The sequence below is a fragment of the Embleya sp. NPDC055664 genome, from assembly GCF_053618075.1.
Window position 1 is genome coordinate 134924 of sequence record NZ_JBSHGZ010000022.1, and the last position, 17137, is coordinate 152060.

The 17137-nt window shown below is 73.7% G+C and carries 16 protein-coding genes; 9 read left to right on the forward strand and 7 right to left on the reverse strand.

Annotation, left to right across the window (positions count from 1 at the left end; genetic code table 11):
* The first annotated feature begins 587 nt into the window (after nt 1–587).
* On the forward strand, nt 588–1541 hold the full coding sequence (surE, locus tag ACWGR4_RS30020) for a 5'/3'-nucleotidase SurE (RefSeq protein ID WP_452132486.1): 954 nt from the start codon (nt 588–590) through the stop codon (nt 1539–1541).
* 164 nt (nt 1542–1705) lie between these two features.
* On the opposite strand, the gene ACWGR4_RS30025 is transcribed toward surE, so the two are convergent.
* The gene (locus ACWGR4_RS30025; RefSeq protein ID WP_452132485.1) at nt 1706–2437 is read right to left on the reverse strand and encodes an acyltransferase; all 732 of its coding nucleotides are present in this window, start codon (nt 2435–2437) and stop codon (nt 1706–1708) included.
* A 173-nt stretch (nt 2438–2610) separates the two neighbouring features.
* Here ACWGR4_RS30025 and ACWGR4_RS30030 point away from each other — a divergent pair, with 173 nt between their 5' ends.
* From ACWGR4_RS30030 to ACWGR4_RS30055, 6 genes are all read left to right on the forward strand, one after another.
* Nucleotides 2611–3654, forward strand: coding sequence for a zinc-binding dehydrogenase (locus tag ACWGR4_RS30030; protein WP_452132484.1), 1044 nt, complete (start codon nt 2611–2613; stop codon nt 3652–3654).
* 108 nt (nt 3655–3762) lie between these two features.
* Nucleotides 3763–4617: a YidB family protein gene (locus ACWGR4_RS30035; protein ID WP_452132483.1), complete on the forward strand. Its 855-nt coding sequence runs from the start codon at nt 3763–3765 to the stop codon at nt 4615–4617.
* An 837-nt stretch (nt 4618–5454) separates the two neighbouring features.
* Nucleotides 5455–6093 carry a TetR family transcriptional regulator gene (locus ACWGR4_RS30040; protein WP_452132482.1) on the forward strand — a complete coding sequence of 213 codons (639 nt, stop codon included), beginning with the start codon at nt 5455–5457 and terminating at the stop codon, nt 6091–6093.
* Nucleotides 6094–6125: 32 nt separating this feature from the next.
* Nucleotides 6126–8204 (forward strand): HelD family protein, encoded by a 2079-nt coding sequence (locus ACWGR4_RS30045; RefSeq protein ID WP_452132481.1) that lies wholly within the window; start codon nt 6126–6128, stop codon nt 8202–8204.
* A gap of 124 nt (nt 8205–8328) precedes the next feature.
* Entirely contained in the window at nt 8329–8991 is a 663-nt protein-coding gene (locus ACWGR4_RS30050; protein WP_452132480.1) for an SGNH/GDSL hydrolase family protein, read from the forward strand.
* 147 nt (nt 8992–9138) lie between these two features.
* Nucleotides 9139–10695 carry a DUF2079 domain-containing protein gene (locus ACWGR4_RS30055; RefSeq protein ID WP_452132479.1) on the forward strand — a complete coding sequence of 519 codons (1557 nt, stop codon included), beginning with the start codon at nt 9139–9141 and terminating at the stop codon, nt 10693–10695.
* Here the strand turns inward: ACWGR4_RS30055 and ACWGR4_RS30060 are convergent.
* A complete protein-coding gene (locus ACWGR4_RS30060; protein ID WP_452132478.1) occupies nt 10668–11459 on the reverse strand; it encodes a maleylpyruvate isomerase family mycothiol-dependent enzyme in 792 nt (263 codons plus the stop codon). The genes ACWGR4_RS30055 and ACWGR4_RS30060 overlap by 28 nt on opposite strands.
* A 620-nt stretch (nt 11460–12079) precedes the next feature.
* Here ACWGR4_RS30060 and ACWGR4_RS30065 point away from each other — a divergent pair.
* Together ACWGR4_RS30065 and ACWGR4_RS30070 are read left to right on the forward strand one after the other, a co-directional pair.
* Nucleotides 12080–12373: a type B 50S ribosomal protein L31 gene (locus tag ACWGR4_RS30065; protein WP_452132477.1), complete on the forward strand. Its 294-nt coding sequence runs from the start codon at nt 12080–12082 to the stop codon at nt 12371–12373.
* A 227-nt stretch (nt 12374–12600) separates the two neighbouring features.
* Nucleotides 12601–13458 (forward strand): SAM-dependent methyltransferase, encoded by an 858-nt coding sequence (locus tag ACWGR4_RS30070; RefSeq protein ID WP_452132476.1) that lies wholly within the window; start codon nt 12601–12603, stop codon nt 13456–13458.
* Nucleotides 13459–13529: 71 nt separating this feature from the next.
* Here ACWGR4_RS30070 and ACWGR4_RS30075 read toward each other — a convergent pair whose 3' ends face one another.
* The 5 genes from ACWGR4_RS30075 to ACWGR4_RS30095 all read right to left on the reverse strand — a co-directional run bounded on the left by ACWGR4_RS30075 (nt 13530) and on the right by ACWGR4_RS30095 (nt 17060).
* Nucleotides 13530–14420, reverse strand: coding sequence for a Gfo/Idh/MocA family protein (locus ACWGR4_RS30075; RefSeq protein WP_452134271.1), 891 nt, complete (start codon nt 14418–14420; stop codon nt 13530–13532).
* A gap of 170 nt (nt 14421–14590) precedes the next feature.
* Nucleotides 14591–14749, reverse strand: coding sequence for a hypothetical protein (locus tag ACWGR4_RS30080; RefSeq protein ID WP_452134272.1), 159 nt, complete (start codon nt 14747–14749; stop codon nt 14591–14593).
* Nucleotides 14750–14821: 72 nt separating this feature from the next.
* Nucleotides 14822–15310: a DUF1203 domain-containing protein gene (locus ACWGR4_RS30085; RefSeq protein ID WP_452133773.1), complete on the reverse strand. Its 489-nt coding sequence runs from the start codon at nt 15308–15310 to the stop codon at nt 14822–14824.
* A 101-nt stretch (nt 15311–15411) separates the two neighbouring features.
* Nucleotides 15412–16203: an enoyl-CoA hydratase-related protein gene (locus ACWGR4_RS30090; RefSeq protein ID WP_452133772.1), complete on the reverse strand. Its 792-nt coding sequence runs from the start codon at nt 16201–16203 to the stop codon at nt 15412–15414.
* On the reverse strand, nt 16200–17060 hold the full coding sequence (locus ACWGR4_RS30095) for an SCO6745 family protein (RefSeq protein ID WP_380003647.1): 861 nt from the start codon (nt 17058–17060) through the stop codon (nt 16200–16202). Before ACWGR4_RS30095 ends, ACWGR4_RS30090 begins: the two co-directional genes overlap by 4 nt.
* Nucleotides 17061–17137 lie beyond the last annotated feature (77 nt).

Here is a 17137-nt window from a genome sequence, read left to right on the forward strand (position 1 = left end):
TTGAGCACGTTTTGACCGAAATGATGTTGAATTCCGGAAGTGGCACGCGTGGGGCGGCTACCGGACCACCGCCCGCATCGACCGGAGGCATCCGGTCGGTGCGGTCTCGGCGTGGTCCGAACGGAGGAGGACGTCGGCGTCGGTGACCGTTACGGGCCGGACCGTCGACGCCGACGGTCCGGCCGGACCCGGCGCGCGCGGGTGCGCCCGGGGCCCGGCCGGCCCGCCAGTCGACTGATGCGGCGTCAGATCACGGTGGTGCACCAGGAGTTCGGCCGAGCCCGGTCGGTTTGGCCCGGCAGTGCAAGGTGGGCCGAATCGCCCGCCCGTGCCCATTGCAATGTCCGACCGATGACCCTAGTTTCGCTATCCGCCGGCTGACACGTGTCGAATCGCAGGGTGCATTCCGTCCGATTCACCCCTCCGTACACGTCGTTCGACCCGTACTTCGTCCACCGTTCCAGGTCGGGTCGACACGGGTTTCGCCCAGCCGTTCCGCGTTGCGCACGGGGAACCCGCGACACCGATCCCGTCGGTCGCGCGGGGCGGTTCGGCGCGTGCAGACCTTCTTGCCTACGGAGGACGAGATGGCCATATTCGGTGGAAAACGTGTGGTGACCCTCGCGGTGGGGGCGACCGCCGCCGCGCTGCTCGCGGCGAGCGCGCCCGTGGCGGTCGCGAGCGACGACGCGCGCGGTGCGCAGGCGCCGCGCAAACTCGGCATTTTGATCAGCAACGACGACGGGCACCAGGGACCGTTCATCCGGGCCCTGCAGAAGGCGCTGCGCGCGGCCGGGCACGACGCGGTGATCGTCGCGCCCGCCACCGACCAGTCCGGCAAGGGCACCGGGATCAACGCCACGCCCGGCTCGATCGTCAAGGCGTCCGAGGTGGAGCCCGGCATCTGGTCGGTCGCGGGCACGCCCGCCGACTCGGTCTCGTTCGGGCTCGCGAACGTCTTCCGCGACCGCAAGCCGGACCTGGTGGTCACCGGGATCAACCCCGGGCAGAACATCGGCGCCACCGCGAACCACTCGGGCACGGTCGGCGCGTCGATCACCGCCGCGGAGAAGGGCATCCCGGCGGTGGCGTTCAGCGCCGAGTACAGCACCGCCGATCCGCGCAACCCGTTCCCGCAGATGCCGCAGGCGACGGCCTTCGCGACGCAGTTGGTGAACCGACTGGCCGCCACCGCGCGCCGGACCGGCCCGCTGCTGCCCGCGCACACCACGCTCAACGTGAACTACCCGGCGAAGCCGACCGGTCGGGTGGAGATGACGAACGTGGGCGAGGCCGACTTCCTGGCGGTGAGCTACGTCAAGGACCCGTCCTGCGACACCTGCTACAAGCTGGACCTGGGCCTGGCGCCGAACGTGGACGAGCCGGTGCGGAACGCGGACACCACCGCGATCGGCAAGGGGTCGGTGTCGATCTCGATGCTCGACGCCGACTGGACGGTGCCGGGATGGCAGTGGGGGCAGCAGTCGCGGGTGCTGGACGCGGTGGGTGTGCAGTTGCGGTTGTCGGGGCTGAAGGCGTGAGACGAGCGAGTGTGTGAGCTCGTGACCGGGTGATGGCGTGACTCGGGTCGCGTCGGGTCGGGCGTGCGGGGTCGGGTGGTGGGGGCGACCTCGCGCGCCGGCGCGGTACGTCCGGCCCGGGTCGACGGTTTCACGTGGAACCCGGTGGGTCCCACCGACCCGGCCTACTGGCCGGCGGAGGCGTCGTACTCGGTGAGCAGGGCGACCAGTTCGTCGTGGGTGATCCCGTCCGGGAGCGGTGTGGGGGTGTGCCGCAGCGGCGGGTCCCAGCCGGCTTCGGTGCGTCGGCGGACCACCTTCGCGGGCACGCCCGCGATCACGCTGTGGTCGGGCACCGTGCCGCGCACCACGGAGCCGGCGGCGACCACCACGTTCCGGCCGAGTTTGGCGCCGGGCAGGATGATCACACCCGCGCCGAGCCAACTACCCGGGCCGATCTCCACGGTCTCGTTGATCGGCCACTGGGTGCCGATCGGCCGATCCGGGTCGGCGTAGCTGTGGTTCTGGTCGGTGATGTAGATGTACGGCCCGGTCCACACGTCGTCGGCGATGGTGATCGAGCGATGACCGACGATGTGGCTCCCGCGCCCGATCGTGCACCGGTCGCCGATGGTGACCACCGCAGCGCTGCCCAGGTCGTGCCCCGGGGCCAGGCCGGCGGACAGCGTGACGTGCTCGCCGATGATGCAGCCGGCGCCCACGGTGATCCACTCCTCGCCGAACACCGAGCCGACCGGGAAGGCGAGTTTGCTGTCCGCGCCCAGCCGCCGGAAGCGGTACGGACCGGGCTGCTCGGAGGTGATCGCGCCCGCCCGTTGCAGTGCCCGCCAGCCTCGGTGCGCGGCGCGGGAGAGGGCGCCCCGGGCGTGCCCGCGCAGGGCTTGCGACAGCGACATGGAGATCACCGTACCGACGTGCGCGCGCGGCTCGGCGGGCCGTGGGACGAACGTCACGCCGGGCGGTTTCGGGGCCGTCGGGGGTTGGCTTCACACGGCTTCTGTAACAGTGTTACCGGGGGCGTCGGGTGTGACGCCGGAGGTCGGGTATTCGAACCAGCCAGGGAGTGGACATGCGTGCCGTCGTCGTCAACGGAACCCGGGACGTGAGCGTGGAAAAGGTCGCGGACCCGGTGCTCGCCGGTCCGGACGGGGCGATCGTCCAGGTGACCGCGAGTGCCCTGTGTGGCTCCGATCTGCACTTTTACGAGGGCGAGTTCCCGGCCGTCGGGCTGCGCCCGGGGCACGAGGTGGTCGGCACGGTGATCGAGATCGGCGCGGACGTGGGCCGGATCGCGGTGGGCGACCGGGTGCTGGTGTCGCCGGTGATCGGCTGTGGGCGGTGTCCGGGGTGTCGGGCCGGCAATCCGATCGACTGTGTGGGCGGCGGCGTGCGGGTGCTGGGCGGCGACGTCGGGCTGCCGGGCGGGCATGCCGAGGCGGTGGCGGTGCCGGCCGCCGACGCGTGGCTCCTGCCGGTGCCCGAGGACGTCTCCGTGGACCACGCGGTGCTGCTCACCGACGCGCTGCCGACCGGCTGGACGGCGGCGACCCGGGCCGACATCACGCCCGGTGCCACGGTGCTGGTGATCGGGCTCGGGCCGGTGGGGCTGTACGCGCTGCAGGCGGCCCAAGTGCTCGGCGCGGGGCGGATCCTGGCGGCCGACCGGGTGCCCGAACGACTCGCGATGGCCGAACGCCTCGGCGCGGAGCCGATCGACGCGACCGGGGCGGACGTGGCCGAGCAGGTGCGGGCGGCGACGGGCGGGCTCGGCGCGGATGCGGTGATCGAGGCGGTCGGGCAGGACGCGACGCTGAGCGCGGCGATCGCTTCGGTGCGCAGTTCGGGCACCGTTTCGGTGGTGGGGGTGGACGCGAACTTCGCGTTCCCGATCGCCGTGCCGCTGTTGCTGATCCGCAATGTCACGCTGCGCTTCACCACGGCGCCGGTGGCGGCCACCTGGCCGACGCTGATCCCGCTGATCCGGCACGGTCGGTTGGTCCCGGTCGACGTGTTCACCCATCGGATGCCGCTGAGCGAGGCGGCGGCCGGATACCGCACCTTCGCGGATCGTACGGACGGCTGCCTCAAGGTGCTGTTCGACCCGACCCGCTGATCGACTCGTCGCCCGATGGGCGTACTGCCGACGTGCCCACCGCGAACTACTGTCCCATTTACCCCACTATGGGAGCCTGATTGGGCTACCTGCGCAGGGAGAAGACGGATGAGCGGCGGAATGGGCCTCCCCGGCGGACTCGGCGGCATCCTGGGCAACCTGCTCGGTGGGCCGGGCGGCGGTCGAAACGGGGCGCTGGCGGGGGTACTGCTCGGTCTGCTGAGTCGACAGGGCGGCTCGGGCGGCCTGGGGGCGCTGGTGCAGCGGCTGCGGGACGGCGGACTCGACGAGCAGGCCCAGTCGTGGGTGGACACCGGGCGCAATCAGCCGGTGAGCGGCAAGGAGCTCACCGACGCGCTCGGCGAGGACGAAATGGTCCGCTTGGCGGGTCGGGCGGGCCTGACCAAGGAGGAAACCGCAGCCGCGCTCGCCGCGACGCTGCCGAGTGTGGTGGACGCGGTGACCCCCGGAGGCGAGCTGCCGGCCGCCGAGCGGATCGACGCGCTGATCGACCCGACATCGGTGCCGGGGGCGCCGGGGGCTCCCGAGGGCGGCTCGGGTGCGGAGCCGGGTGCGGGGGTGGCGTCGGGGGACGAGTCGGCTGCGACGGAGGCCGGGACCGGGGCGGGGTCGGGGGACGATGCCCCGACCGGCGCCGCGGCGGGGGCGGGGGACGAATCCGACGGCGAGGCCGAGGCCGCGCCTGCGCCCGCGCCTGGAGCCGATGCCGGGCCTGAGTCCGCGTCCAAGCCTGCGTCGAACGGCACGCCCAAGCCTGGGTCGGACGCCGGGCCGGACAGCGAAGCCGAGTCCGCGCCCAAGGACGAGCCCGCGCCCAAGGACGACCCCGCGCCCAAGGACGAGCCCGCGCCCAAGGACGAGCCCGCGCCCAAGGATGAGTCCGAGCCCGGGACGGCAGCCGGGTCCGCGACCGAGGCCGGGCCGCCCGAGTCCGAGCGCTGATTCGAGCGGAGCCGCAACGCGCTGCGCCGCCGGTGGAGCGGAACCGGAGCCGGGTGCCGCGCAGCGGCAACGCCCCGGGCCCCCACTTCGGGGGCTCTCACGAACCTGGCCCGCCCCGGCAGCGGTGGAGCGAAGCGGAGCCGCAACCCGCTGCGCCTGGTGAAGCGCATTGGAACCGGATCCCGGTGCCGCGCGGCGGCAGCGCCCCTCGGGCCCCAGTCCGGGGGGCGCTGCCGAACCTGGCCTCTCCGTGCCGCCCTCAGGCCGCCCCGGCGGCGGTGGAGCGAAGCGGAGCCGCAACCTCGCTGCGTCACCGGTGGAGCGCAGCGGAGCCGGAACCCTCTCGGTGTCGCGCAGCGGCAACGCCCCCCCCGCCTTCCGCCCCCGACGGAGCGAAGCGGAGGAGAATCACTTCGCCTCCTCCCCGATGGGGGCTTTGCCCGGACGCGGGCCCGACCCCGACGCGGCTCACCTGCCGGCCCTCACGACCATGGCCGCGCCTGGGCGGGGGCCGGGTTCGTGGCCGGAGGCGGAGTGGCTTCTCCTCCGCTGCGCTCCGTCGGGGGCGGAAGGGGGGCGTTGCCGCTGCGCGGCGCCGGGTTCCGGCTCCGCTGCGCTCCACCGGTGACGCAGCGAGGTTGCGGCTCCGCTGCGCTCCTCCGCTGCCCCCGTCGTGCTCGGCCGTCGTCTGCTCCGCTGCCCCGTGCTCCGCGACCACCCGCTTTGCTCCGCCCCGGCGCCGCCGCCACCCGCCGTGCTCCGCCGACGCCCCCGCCGCGTTTCCGGTGTCCGCTGTGGCTCTCTGGTTGGGGGTTGTGGTCACGTATTGTGACGGGGATGGGTGGTGGTGTTGTGGGGCTTCGGGAGATGAAGCGGGCTCGGTTGGTGGGGGCTATTTCGGATGCCGCCATCGGGCTCTTTGTGGCTCGGGGGTTCGATGCGGTGTCGGTTGCCGAGGTTGCGGCCGTGGCGGAGGTGTCCAAGCCGACGCTTTTTCGGTACTTCCCGACCAAGGAAGACCTTGTGCTGCATCGGTTCGCCGATCATCAGGACGAGGCCGGGCGGGTCGTGGCGGGGCGGGCGACGGGTGTTTCTCCGCTGACCGCGTTGCGCCTGCACTTTGTGGCCGGGCTGGAGCGGTTCGATCCGGTGACCGGGCTTTGTGACGCGCCGGAGGTGTTGGCCTTTCATCGGCTGTTGTACGGGACGCCGAGTCTGGTGGCCCGGCTGCTCGCGTATACCGATCGCGCCGAACACGCGCTGGCCGATGCGCTGGGCGGGCCGGATCCGTTGGAGGCGCTGTTGGCGGCCGGGCAGATCGTCACCGTCCAGCGCATTCTGGCGCGGGAGAACTGGCGCCGGATCGCGCAGGGGGAACGGGCGGCGGCACTGCTTCCGGAGGCCCGTGCGGCGGCCGAGGGGGCGTTCGATCGGCTGGCCGGAGGGTTGACCCGACTGGCAAGTGTTACTGAGTAACGTATTTAACTGGGTTGCATTATCCTGGGGGCATGACGTCCCTCGATGCCGAACTCGTCAGCGAGCGCTCCCACCACGAGACCTGCCGCGCGGTGATGGCCGCGATGGTCGAGGGCGCGGCCGAACACGTCGTCACCGGCGAGGACGTCTCGGCGTCCGGCGCCGACGCCGAGGCGTTGGGCTACACGTTGCGCAGCCGGGCCCGGGAGATGGCCGAACTCCCGGAGACGCCGCTGTTCTTCGGCCGACTCGACTTCGCCGAGTCCGGGGCGGCCGGCGAGCACCGGGGCGGTCGATACCACATCGGGCGGCGTCGGATCGGCATCGATCCGACCGTGCCGCCGCTGGTCGTCGACTGGCGCGCGCCGATCTCGCGGGCCTTCTACCGCGCGAGTGCCCGCGACCCGCAGGGGGTTGCGGTCCGGCGCCGCTTCGGCTGGGCGCCGCGTAGCGCCGGCGCCGCCGAGGACCTGACCAGCTTCGAGGACGAACACCTGGACGCCCGCCCCGACCCGGGGGACGGCGATCCCGCGAGCGCGCCCGGCACAATCCTGGCCGGCGAGCTCAACCGGCCCCGCGTCGGGCCGATGCGCGACATCGTCGCCACGATCCAGCCCGAACAGGACGACCTGGTCCGCCGGGCCCTGACCGCGTCCATCTGCGTCCAGGGCGCGCCCGGCACCGGCAAGACCGCCGTCGGCCTGCACCGTGCGGCCTTTCTTCTGTACACCCACCCCCGGCGCATCCAACGCGGCGGGCTGCTGATCGTCGGGCCCAACCGGGCGTTCCTGCACTACATCTCCGAGGTGCTGCCCGCGCTCGGCGAGACCGGGATCCGCCAGGCCACGATCGACGACGAGGTCGGCCGGCATACGATCCGGGCCCGGGACGAACCGGCCGCCGAGGTGGTCAAGCACGACGCGCGCATGGCGATCGTGCTGCGCCGCGCGCTGTACGCCCGGGTCACCGCGCCGACCGAGCCGGTGGTGATCCCGGACGGCTCCTACCGGCGCCGCATCCCGCTGGACGAGCTGGCCCGCATCGTCGAACAGGTGCGCGCCGAGGACACCCCCTACGAGGTCGGCCGGGAGCGGGTCCGGGCCCGCGCGGTGCGGGTGCTGCAACTGCAGGCCGAGCGCAACTCCGGGCCGCCGACGGGGGAATGGCTGCGCCGGATGGGCCGGGCCAGGGGCCTCGCCGCCTTCGTCGACGGCTCTTGGCCGAAGGTCGGACCCGAGCAGGTGCTGGCCGAACTGCTGACCGACCCGGACGCCCTGGCGCGGGCCGCCGACGGCGTGCTCACCCCCGCCGAGCAGCACGCCATCCGCTGGACCGGCCCGCCGCGCGCGGCCAAGAGCGCCCGCTGGTCCGCCGCCGACCTGGTGCTGCTCGATGAGGTCGCCGGGCTGATCGAGCGGCCGGATACCTACGGCCACGTTGTCGTTGACGAGGCCCAGGACCTGTCCCCGATGCAGTGCCGCGCCCTGGCGCGGCGGATCGGCTCCGGCTCGGTGACCGTGCTCGGCGACCTGGCCCAGGGCACCACCCCCTGGGCCGCGCGCACCTGGCCCGACCTGCTCGCCCACCTGGGCCGCCCCGACGCCGAGGTGGCCCCGCTGACCGTCGGCTTCCGCGTCCCGGCGGTGATCGTTGACCTGGCCAACCGACTCCTGGCGGCCCTGGACGTGGACGTACCGGCGGCCCGATCGTTGCGCCGGGACGGCGAGTTGACCATCCGTGAGGTCGCCGACCCGGAGCCCGCCACGGTCGCGGCCGTACGTGCCGCGCTCGCCCGCGAGGGCTCGATCGGGGTGATCGCCGCCGACACCGGGACCGAGGCGCTGCGCGCGGCCCTGACCGCCGCCGGCATCGCCACGACCACCGCCGACGCACCGGACCCGACCGGCGTCGTCCGGGTGACCGTATTGCCCGCCACGCTGGCCAAGGGCCTGGAGTACGACCACGTCGTGGTGGTCGAACCGGCCGCGATCGTGGCCGCCGAGGCACGCGGCGCGGGCCGGCTGTACGTGGTGCTGACCCGGGCCGTGTCGCGACTGGACATCGTGCACGCCCAACCGCTGCCCCGGGTGCTGCGGGCCGCCCTGGAGTGACACACGGTGGCCGCGGCCCGCCACCCGTTCGCGGTAGCCGGGCGGGCGGTGCGTGGGCGGCCAACCTAGCGTGTGGGAGGGAACCGTCCCCGGACACGGCCGGTGATCGACCCGGGAGGCCACGATGTCGGGCGCGACGCACGAGGTGCCGGTGATGATCGCCGGCGACGCGATCGGACACGTCGGCGGTGGCGCCCGGACCTGGCGATATCGGCTCTGGCGGCATCTGCGCGCCCACGATGTGCGGCTCGACCTGGTCGGCTCCGACGACCCCCTCGACGACATCCGGGCCGAGGTCGCCGAGCATCGGCCGGACTATCTGCTGGTCCTGCTCGGCGTCGACGAACTGCGCCGGCCGGCGATCGATCCGGGCCGCTTCGAGGCCGACCTGCGGGCCTCCATCGCCGACGCTCGCCGCGCCAATCCGAACCTGCGGATCGTGCTCGGCCACGTCCTGCCCACGCACCATGCGGGCCCCGACCCGGAGTTCGCCGCCCGCGCGGCCGGCTACAACGCGCGCATCGACGCGATCGCCGCCGACCTGGACACCGAAGACTCGCCGATCGTGGTGGCCGGCACCGACGCCGAGTTCGATGCGGGCGACCACACCGCCGACGGCCTGCACCCCAACCCGGCGGGCGAGGTCCGCATCGCGGCGGCCTTCGCCGATGCCCTCGCCGACCGCTTCCACCTGGGCGCCCACTACCCGCGCCCCTTCCCCCGAGCGGCCGGCGGCGCCACGGGTACGCGCCCCCACCTCGACCGGGCCGACCACGACCCGGAGTAGGGCCCTCGACGGGCCGCCCACGAACGCCCGCGCCGCAGCCCCGTCCGCCCCCGACGGCTCAGCGCCACTCCGCCGGTCGGGGGATCAATCGCGCGAAAACCGTGTCGCCGCGCCGCCGCGTCGGGTTCGCTGCCCAGCCTTCGCTGGGTGAGCGAGTACACGACCACCGTCGGCCCCCCGCTCCCGAGCCGGGTGCGACACGATCCGCGCCGGCCCGAACGGGGTGCTCCGGCGGCACCGGCCCGGTTCGCGTCCCGCGCGCTGCCCTGGCTGGTCGCAGGGTGCGCGTGCGCGCTTTACGCGGCGCACGGGGTGCGGCGCCAGCACCGGCTGGAGACCACCGGATTCGACCTGGGCATCTTCGAGCAGGTGGTGCGGTCCTACGCACACGGCCGCGCCCCCGTGGCCGACCTCAAGGGGGCCGGATACAACGTGTTCGGCGACCACTTCCACCCGATCCTGGCCCTGCTCGCGCCGGTGTACCGGATCTTCCCCGCCGCCGAGACGCTGCTGGTCGCGCAGGCCCTGCTGGTCGGGCTGTCCGTACTGCCCGTGACCCGGGCCGCGGTGCGGCGCTGCGGGGTCGCCGGCGGCACCGCGCTGGGCGTGGCGTACGCCCTGTCGTGGGGCCTGCAGAGCCTGCTTCGCTTCGACTTCCACGAGGTCGCGTTCGCGGTGCCGCTGCTTGCCTTCGCGCTCGCGGCGCTGGTCGAGGGGCACCTGCGGGCGGCGGTGGCCTGGTCGGTGCCGCTGGTCCTGGTCAAGGAGGACCTCGGTGTGACGGTCGCGGTGGTCGGCCTGCTGGTCGCCCATCGCGCGGCGCACGCGCACGCGCACGCGCACTCGCCCGAGCCGGATCGGGCGGCCGTGCGGTACGGGTTCGCCCTGGCCGGGTTCGGACTGGTCGTCGCGGCGCTCGTGGTGGGCGTGGTGTTGCCGGCCGCGAATCCGGACGGCGGTTATCCGTACTGGGATTCGTTCACCGGCGGGCCGGCGGACACCCCGGGTCCGGGCGCCCGGGTCGAGCAGCAACTGCACACGGTATGGCTGCTGTTGCTTGTGACGGGCGGTGCGGCGCTGTGCTCGCCGGTGGCGCTGGTCGCGCTGCCGACACTGGGTTGGCGGTTCCTGTCCGACGTACCGCTGCACTGGGGCACACACTTCCACTACAGCGCGACGCTGATGCCGGTGCTGTTCCTCGCGTTGCTCGACGCCTGGCCGCGGTTGCGCGCCGCGCGGCGGTGGGTCGTCCGGGGCCATGCCCGGGTGTTGCCGGTGGGTTGCCTGCTCGTGGCGGTGCTGCTGGTCCGCGACTTCCCGTTCCGGGAGCTGCCGCACGCCGCCTTCTGGCGCGGCGACCCGCGCTATGCGGCGGCGCGGCGCATGGTCGACCTGGTGCCCGAGGGCGTGCCGGTATCGGCGACCAATCACCTGGTGCCGCAGTTGACTTCGCGGAACGTGGTGTCGCTGCTCCCGGATCCGCGGATCCGTCCCCGATGGGTGGTCGCGGACACCTGGGTGGCCGGGTTTCCGGTGTCGGTGGCGGAACAGAACGCCTATCTGGGCCGGTTGCTTGCCGCCGGGTGCGAACAGGTGGGCGCGGAACTGGGCTTCGTGGTGCTGCGTTGCGATCCACCGGGACCGGCGCCGGCGGCCGGCATCGGGGGCGTGCGCGCCTACAGGGCGGGCACGAGGGTGAAGTAGCGGTCGAGTACGGCCCGGTCGCCGGTCGCGGTCAGGCGGTCCGCCGGGATGCGCTGCCACAGGAACAACATCAGGTTCGAGGCTGTGCCGGCCAGTTCGACGTCGGCGGTGCCCGGGGCGTCGAGGTGGACCACATCGCCGTCGAAGCGCACGGACCACGCCTCCGGGCCGTCCGTACGCCGGAATCGCAGGTGTTCCCCGGCTCCCGGCGCGGCCTCCCTCCGCTCTCGTCGGGCCGGCGCCATCACCTCGAAGTTCTGCCGGATCGCGTCGACGGCCAATTCGGCCGCGATCGGCGCGGCGGGGCCGAGGGCATTCTCGGCGTCCCAGCGGTGCACCGCCGCCTCGATGGTCTGCATGCGCACCCAGAAGTCGACGGTCTGCTCCTCGGACCAGGTCCAGACCGCGGTCTCGCCGGGGGTGTCCGCGAACGCCGCGGCCAACGCACTCGCGCCGTCGGCGAACCAGTCGACCAGGCCGACCGGCAGCGGCCCGGGGGTGGGCGCCTTGCCGGGGGTCGGCCAGCCGTCGCGCTCGTCGGGTAGGTGGTACACCGACGCGTCGGAGTGCTCCGGGATCGCGGTGAGCCGGCCTGCCACCACCGCCGTCACGAGGCGATGCACGGCGCCGAGGTGGCCGACCAGATCGGTGACGGTCCACTCCGGACAGGACGGCACGAACGGGGCCTCCCCCGCACCGACAACCCGCCGCACGGCGATCTCGAAGGCCCGCACCTCGTGCCGAAAATACGCGAGACGATCCATCGCACCATTATCGTCCGATGGCCGCGCGGCCCAGCGCCCACCACATCGACCGCGCCCAGCCCCCGAGCACGTCGCGCCGACCCACGCGCCCGCCGCCAAGTCCCACCCACCCCCAACCGGTCGCGCCGCCCCACGCACCCCGCAGCCCGAGCCCCTGTGCCCGAGCGGTTGCATCGACCCGCGCGCCCCGCAGCCATGGAGCGCATCGCTTCCGAGCGGTGGCGTCGACCCGTGCGCCCCCCGCCAAGGCGCACCCGCCCCCTGAGCGGTGGCGCCGACCTGCGCGCCGCCGCCAGGGTGCGCCTCGCCCCCCGAGCCGCCCCGTCCCCCGGGGGGTTGCGTCGACCTGTGCGCCCCGCCGCCAAGGCGCACTCGCCCACCCAACCGGTTGTGCCGACCCGTGTGCCCCGTTGTCAGGGCGTGTGTTGGGCTGTATGGGTGTGTGGTCTCGCGGGGGTTGGGTTGTTGGTGGCGCTGGGCGTGGGTGGTGGGCGTTCGGGCGTTGCCGGAAGAAGTTCGGGGTGACGTGTGTTGGCGCGGTGGCGGATCGGGAAACGGCCCGGTCCGGGGTCTCGTTCACCGACCCGTCCCGTCGACCCCGATCACTTCGAGGAGCAGCCATGAAGCAGGACAAGCACCCCGCCTACGGCCCGGTGGTCTTTCGGGACCGCTCCGCCGGATACGCGTTCCTGACCAAGTCCACCGCGGTCAGCGAGCAGACCATCGAGTGGGACGACGGCAACACCTATCCGGTCATCGACGTGGAGATTTCCTCGAAGAGCCATCCCTTCTACACCGGCAACGCCCGCCCGGTGGACCCCGAGGGCGAGATCGCCAAGTTCGAGCGCCGCTACGGCGATCGGCACGCCGGCGGCGACGGCGCCGGCGGCAACGGTGGGAGCGGTACCGGGTGACCCGTAGCGGATGAGGGATGAGATCCGGCCGGGACTCCGCGCCGGTCGAGGGGGGTTCGCGGGTCCCGCGTACCGACTGCCGCTCGCCGCAGGTGAGTTGGTCGGCCGCGTCGGGACCGCGCGACCCCGGGGTTGGTCCTTGTTCGTGGCAACGAAACGGCAAGATCACCAATAGGCTTACCGCCAACGGGAACCCCTCATTCCTCCCCCGATGGACGGAGCCCCTCATGACAGACGACGCGCAGGCGACCGGCAGGCCCTCGGCCGACGGTGCGGACGGCCCCGACGACGGCTGGCGGCCGGTCGGCATCGACATCTCGACGCCCAGCATCGCCCGGGTCTACGACGCGGTGCTCGGCGGCAAGGACAACTATCCGGTCGACCGCGCGATCGCCGAGGCGTCGCTGGCGATCGTCGCGGAGATTGGCGACGTCGCCCGATACAACCGGGCGATACTCGGGCGCGCGGTGCGGTTCATGGCCGAACAGGGCATCCGCCAGTTCCTCGACCTCGGGTCCGGTCTGCCGACCGTGCAGAACACCCACCAGGTGGCCCAGGCGCACTCGCCCGAGGCCCGCGTGGTCTACGTGGACAAGGACCCGATCGTGCTGGCGCACGGCCGCGCCCTGCTCGCCGAGAACGAGTACACCACGGTGGTCACCGCCGACCTGCGCGAGCCGGCCGAGATCCTGAACCACCCGGACGTACGCGCGCTGATCGACTTCGACCAGCCGGTCGGCCTGATGCTGGTCGGTGTGGTGCACCACCTCAACGACGACGAGGGCCCGGAGCGCATCGTCGAGGAGTACAAGGCGGCGCTCCCGGCCGGCAGCTTCCTGTTCCTCACTCACTTCTGCGCCTCCAGCCCGGACGCGCTGGCGCTGGAGAAGGCGCTGCTCACCGACCTGGGTTCGGGCCGGTTCCGCACCCTGGAGGAGATCACCGCCTACTTCGACGGCTTCGAGTCGATCGATCCGGGCGTGGTCTTCCTGCCGCAGTGGCGACCCGAGGAGCCGGTCCAGGAGCCGCTGACGGTCGGTCAGCGCCTGATGGCCGGCGGCATCGCCCGCAAGCCGACGGCCTGATCCCGCCCGCCCATGCCGAGGCCGGCCCGAGGCGGGGCGGCCCCGACGGAGCACGTCGCGGCGCGCGTACGTCAGCGTGCCGCGGCGAGTTGTTCCTCGGCGCGGGCGATGATCCCCTGGAGGTACAACCCGCGACGCACATCGCACACGTGTTCGCCGCCGTCGCGAACCAGCGCCGCGAACTCGGCCCGCAGTACCGCGAAGGCGGATGCCTCGATCGCCGCGCTCAGGTCGAGCGTGACGGCCTCGTCCGAGCCGAACACCTCCAGGTCGTACCGGTGGCCGCCGCGCGCGGTGCAACACAGCACCAGCTGGGACACCGCGCCGCCGGCGTGCCGCAGCTGCAGCGCGGTCCAACCGGCACCGGGCGACTCGGCGCGTACGTCCACGATCTCGCCGAGCGCCACGCTCGTCAGGTCGAAGGCGTGCGGACCCACGTCGAGAATCGCCCCTCGGGCCTGCCGCCACGGCGACGCCGCGAACGGGCCGTCGAGGAACGCGTCCGTGACGCAGGCGAGTCGACTGCCCCGCCACGGGGTCTCGACGCTCTCCAGATGGGCCAGGAACTCCCGGACCCGCGGCGCGTAGCGGGCGCTCAGCGTGACCATCGAGCCGACCCCCGCCTCGCCGATCACATCGGCCAGCCGGCGCGCGGTGTCGAGGTCGGCCGCGATCGGCTTCTCCAGGAGCACCGCCTTGCCCGCCCGGGCGGCGCGCTCGGCCAACGCGGGCTGCGCCTCGGGGGCGACCGCGAAGACCACCGCCTCGCACCGGTCCAACAACTCGTCGAAGTCCGCGCACACCGCGGCCCCGTGCGCCCGGGCCAGCGTCTCGGCCGCCTCGGGCCGGCGTGCCCACACCGCGGCGAGCCGCGTCTCCGGACCGGCCGCGAACACCGGCGCGTGTACCGAACTCGCCCACGGCCCGGCCCCGACCAGTCCCACCGCGACCTGCTCGACCATCGTCATCGCCTCCGATACGCACCCTGCCCACCCCGCCGGGCGAGCGTACCGGCGCGCGCCGCGGCCGGCCGGTACCGGCGCGACGGGGGCGGCCTCGGCTGCGGGCCGATCCGGCGGATCCCGGCGGCGCCGCGCCGCCCGACACCGCGCCGAGATCCGCCGCACGGGGCCTATGCGCCCGACCGGTCGGGCGCATAGGCCCCGCGCAGGCCCAGGACCCGGTCCGGGCCGACCGCGACGTCCCAGGCGGGCACGACGTAGTCGACGAAGTGGAACTCCATTGCCACCCGGCCCGGGACGGCTGCCCCCGCCGTGGCTCCGGCAGCCACCACTCCCGTTCCACCGCCCCGTCCTCGGCGACCGCGGCGGCGCCCCCATACTCGCCGGCTCCGATCGGCCGGTCAGCCGTCCGTGCGGGTCACGCCGAACATGTAGCAGCCGTAGCCGATGTTGCGGCTGTGGATCAGGACCACCTCGGGGTCGGCCAGCATCTCGGCCAGGACCGGTTCCGGCGCGTCGCCCTCGTACACGCGCGTGGCGGGGTGGATCCGGCCGTGCTCGTCGTAGGCGCGGAAGACCTGGGGACGCGAGCGCCACTGGGCCGGGTAGCCGGTGTCGGCCGGGCCGGCGCAGGGCGCGGCGTGTGCGAAGACGGGGCCGATCTCGCGGTACGGGCTTGTCGGCAGCGGGGGTTCGTAGCCGAACAGGATCAACTCCTCGCCGGGCTCGGCCTCGCGCAGGCAACAGCGCAGCGGATGGCCGCTCTTCGCGATGTGGGTCTCGATGGGATTGCCGGAGACGTCCAGCCCGGTGGCGCGCACGTCGGCGAGGAGGTCGGCGGGAATCGGCTGGACGACGAAGGTCGGCGCGGGGTTCGTAGTGGTGGTCATGCCTCAAGCCTGCGTCGCCGGCACGGGCGATGCCGGCGGCATTCGGACACCGCGTTTCGGCGTGCGGCGGGCGACGGGCGGCGGGTTCACGGGCCGCGGGTTCACCGGCGGCGGCGGTCGCGAAAGCGGGCCAGGCCGTTCGCGACGCCCTCCGTCGGCACGGTGACCGCGAACCAGGACGCCTCGACCGCCAGGCCCTCGTCGATCGGCAGGCCGATTCCCCGGGTGACCGCCGCCAGGCACGCGTGTACCGCGCTCGCCGAGTGGCGGACGATCCGCTCGGCCAGGGCGTTGGCCTCGTCGAGCAGGTCGGCGGCCGGCACCACCCGGTTGACCAGGCCGAGTTCGGCGGCGCGGGCCGCGTCGATCGGGTCGCCGGTCAGGATCAGCTCCAGGCCGCGTTTGCGGCCGATGTGTCGGGGCAGCCGCTGCGAACCGCCGAACGGCGGCGGAAAACCGAGGCCGATCTCCGGCTTGGCGAACGTGGCGTGCGCCGCGGCCAGGGCCAGCGGCGCGGCCTCGGTGACCTCGCAACCTCCGCCGTAGGCAAGGCCGTTGACCGCCGCGATGATCGGCTTGGGGAACTCCTCGATGCGCCGGGTCAGCCCCTGGCCCCGGCGGACGATCTCGCGCAGCGCACGATCCACGCCGCCGGCGATGCTGCCCGCGAGGTCGGTGATGTCGGCGCCGGCGCTGAACGCCCGCTCGCCGGCGCCGGTCAGGACGACGGCTCGCTGCGTGTCGTCGGCCTCCACCGCGTCCAGCGCGGCGGTGAGCGCGTCGATGGTGGCGTAGTCGAGCGCGTTGAGCTTGTCCGGGCGGTCGATGGTCAACGTGGTGATCGCGCCGTCGCGGGCCACGCGCAGGGTCGGCTCGATGACAGTGGCGCTCATGGACGGGGTGCTCCGATCGGGTTGGGTACGGGGATCACGCCGCGGTCCACCAGGTGCCGGGCCAGCGGTGTGGCCAGTCGGATCGCCTCCTCGACGCCGGCCGCGCCGAGCCGGGTGACCGGGTCGGCGGCCAGGCGGTCGGTGGCGTGTTCGAGGTCGCGACGCAGCGTGCCGCCGCTTCGGGTGAGTCGGGAGTCGCGGTCGAGCAGGCCCTTGGCGACCAGGCGCCGCCGGGCCGTCTCCCATTGCGCGTCGGTCCAGCCCCGGGTGCTCTGCAGCAGCTCGCGCGGGACGTTGCCGGTGGCGGCGTGGGTCAGCCCGGCTTCGAGGCCGGTGAGGCCGGCGTGCGCGACCGCGATCACGTGGCCGTCGCCGCGGTGTTCGCGCAGCACGGTGCTCGCCAGCCACAACCGGCCGAGCACGCCGTCGGGACGCGGTACGCCCGACCACGCGGCGGCCAGTGCCCGGCCCTCGTGGCCGCAGCCCTCGACGGCGGTCTCCAGGAGTTCGGTCAGCTGTTCCAGGTGCCGCGCGCCCACCGGCGGCAACACCCGGGACAGCGCCGTCTCCACCGCGCCGAGCCGGGTGTCGAGCACCTTCTCGGGCGTGGTGTACGCCCACGCGTCGGGCAGTGCCCGGGCCACGCGGGCGGGCGCGAAGGCGAAGCACAGCGCGCTCGCCTCGGGCGCGCGGACCGGGCCGAGCGGGGCCAGGCGGCCCGCGAAGTAGCCCATCCACCAGCCGATCAGGCCGAGCGCACGGGCTGCCGCGGCCGGTTCGGGCGCGAAGTAGGCGACCGCGTGCACGGGTTCGATCGCCTCCCAGAATCGCCGGGCGAGGGTGGGGGTGGGGGACAACGGCGGGGCCTTTCGTCGGAAGCCGGGAGCGGGGGCCGGGGCAGGGGCACGGGTCGGCCGGCACAGGCCGGGCCACC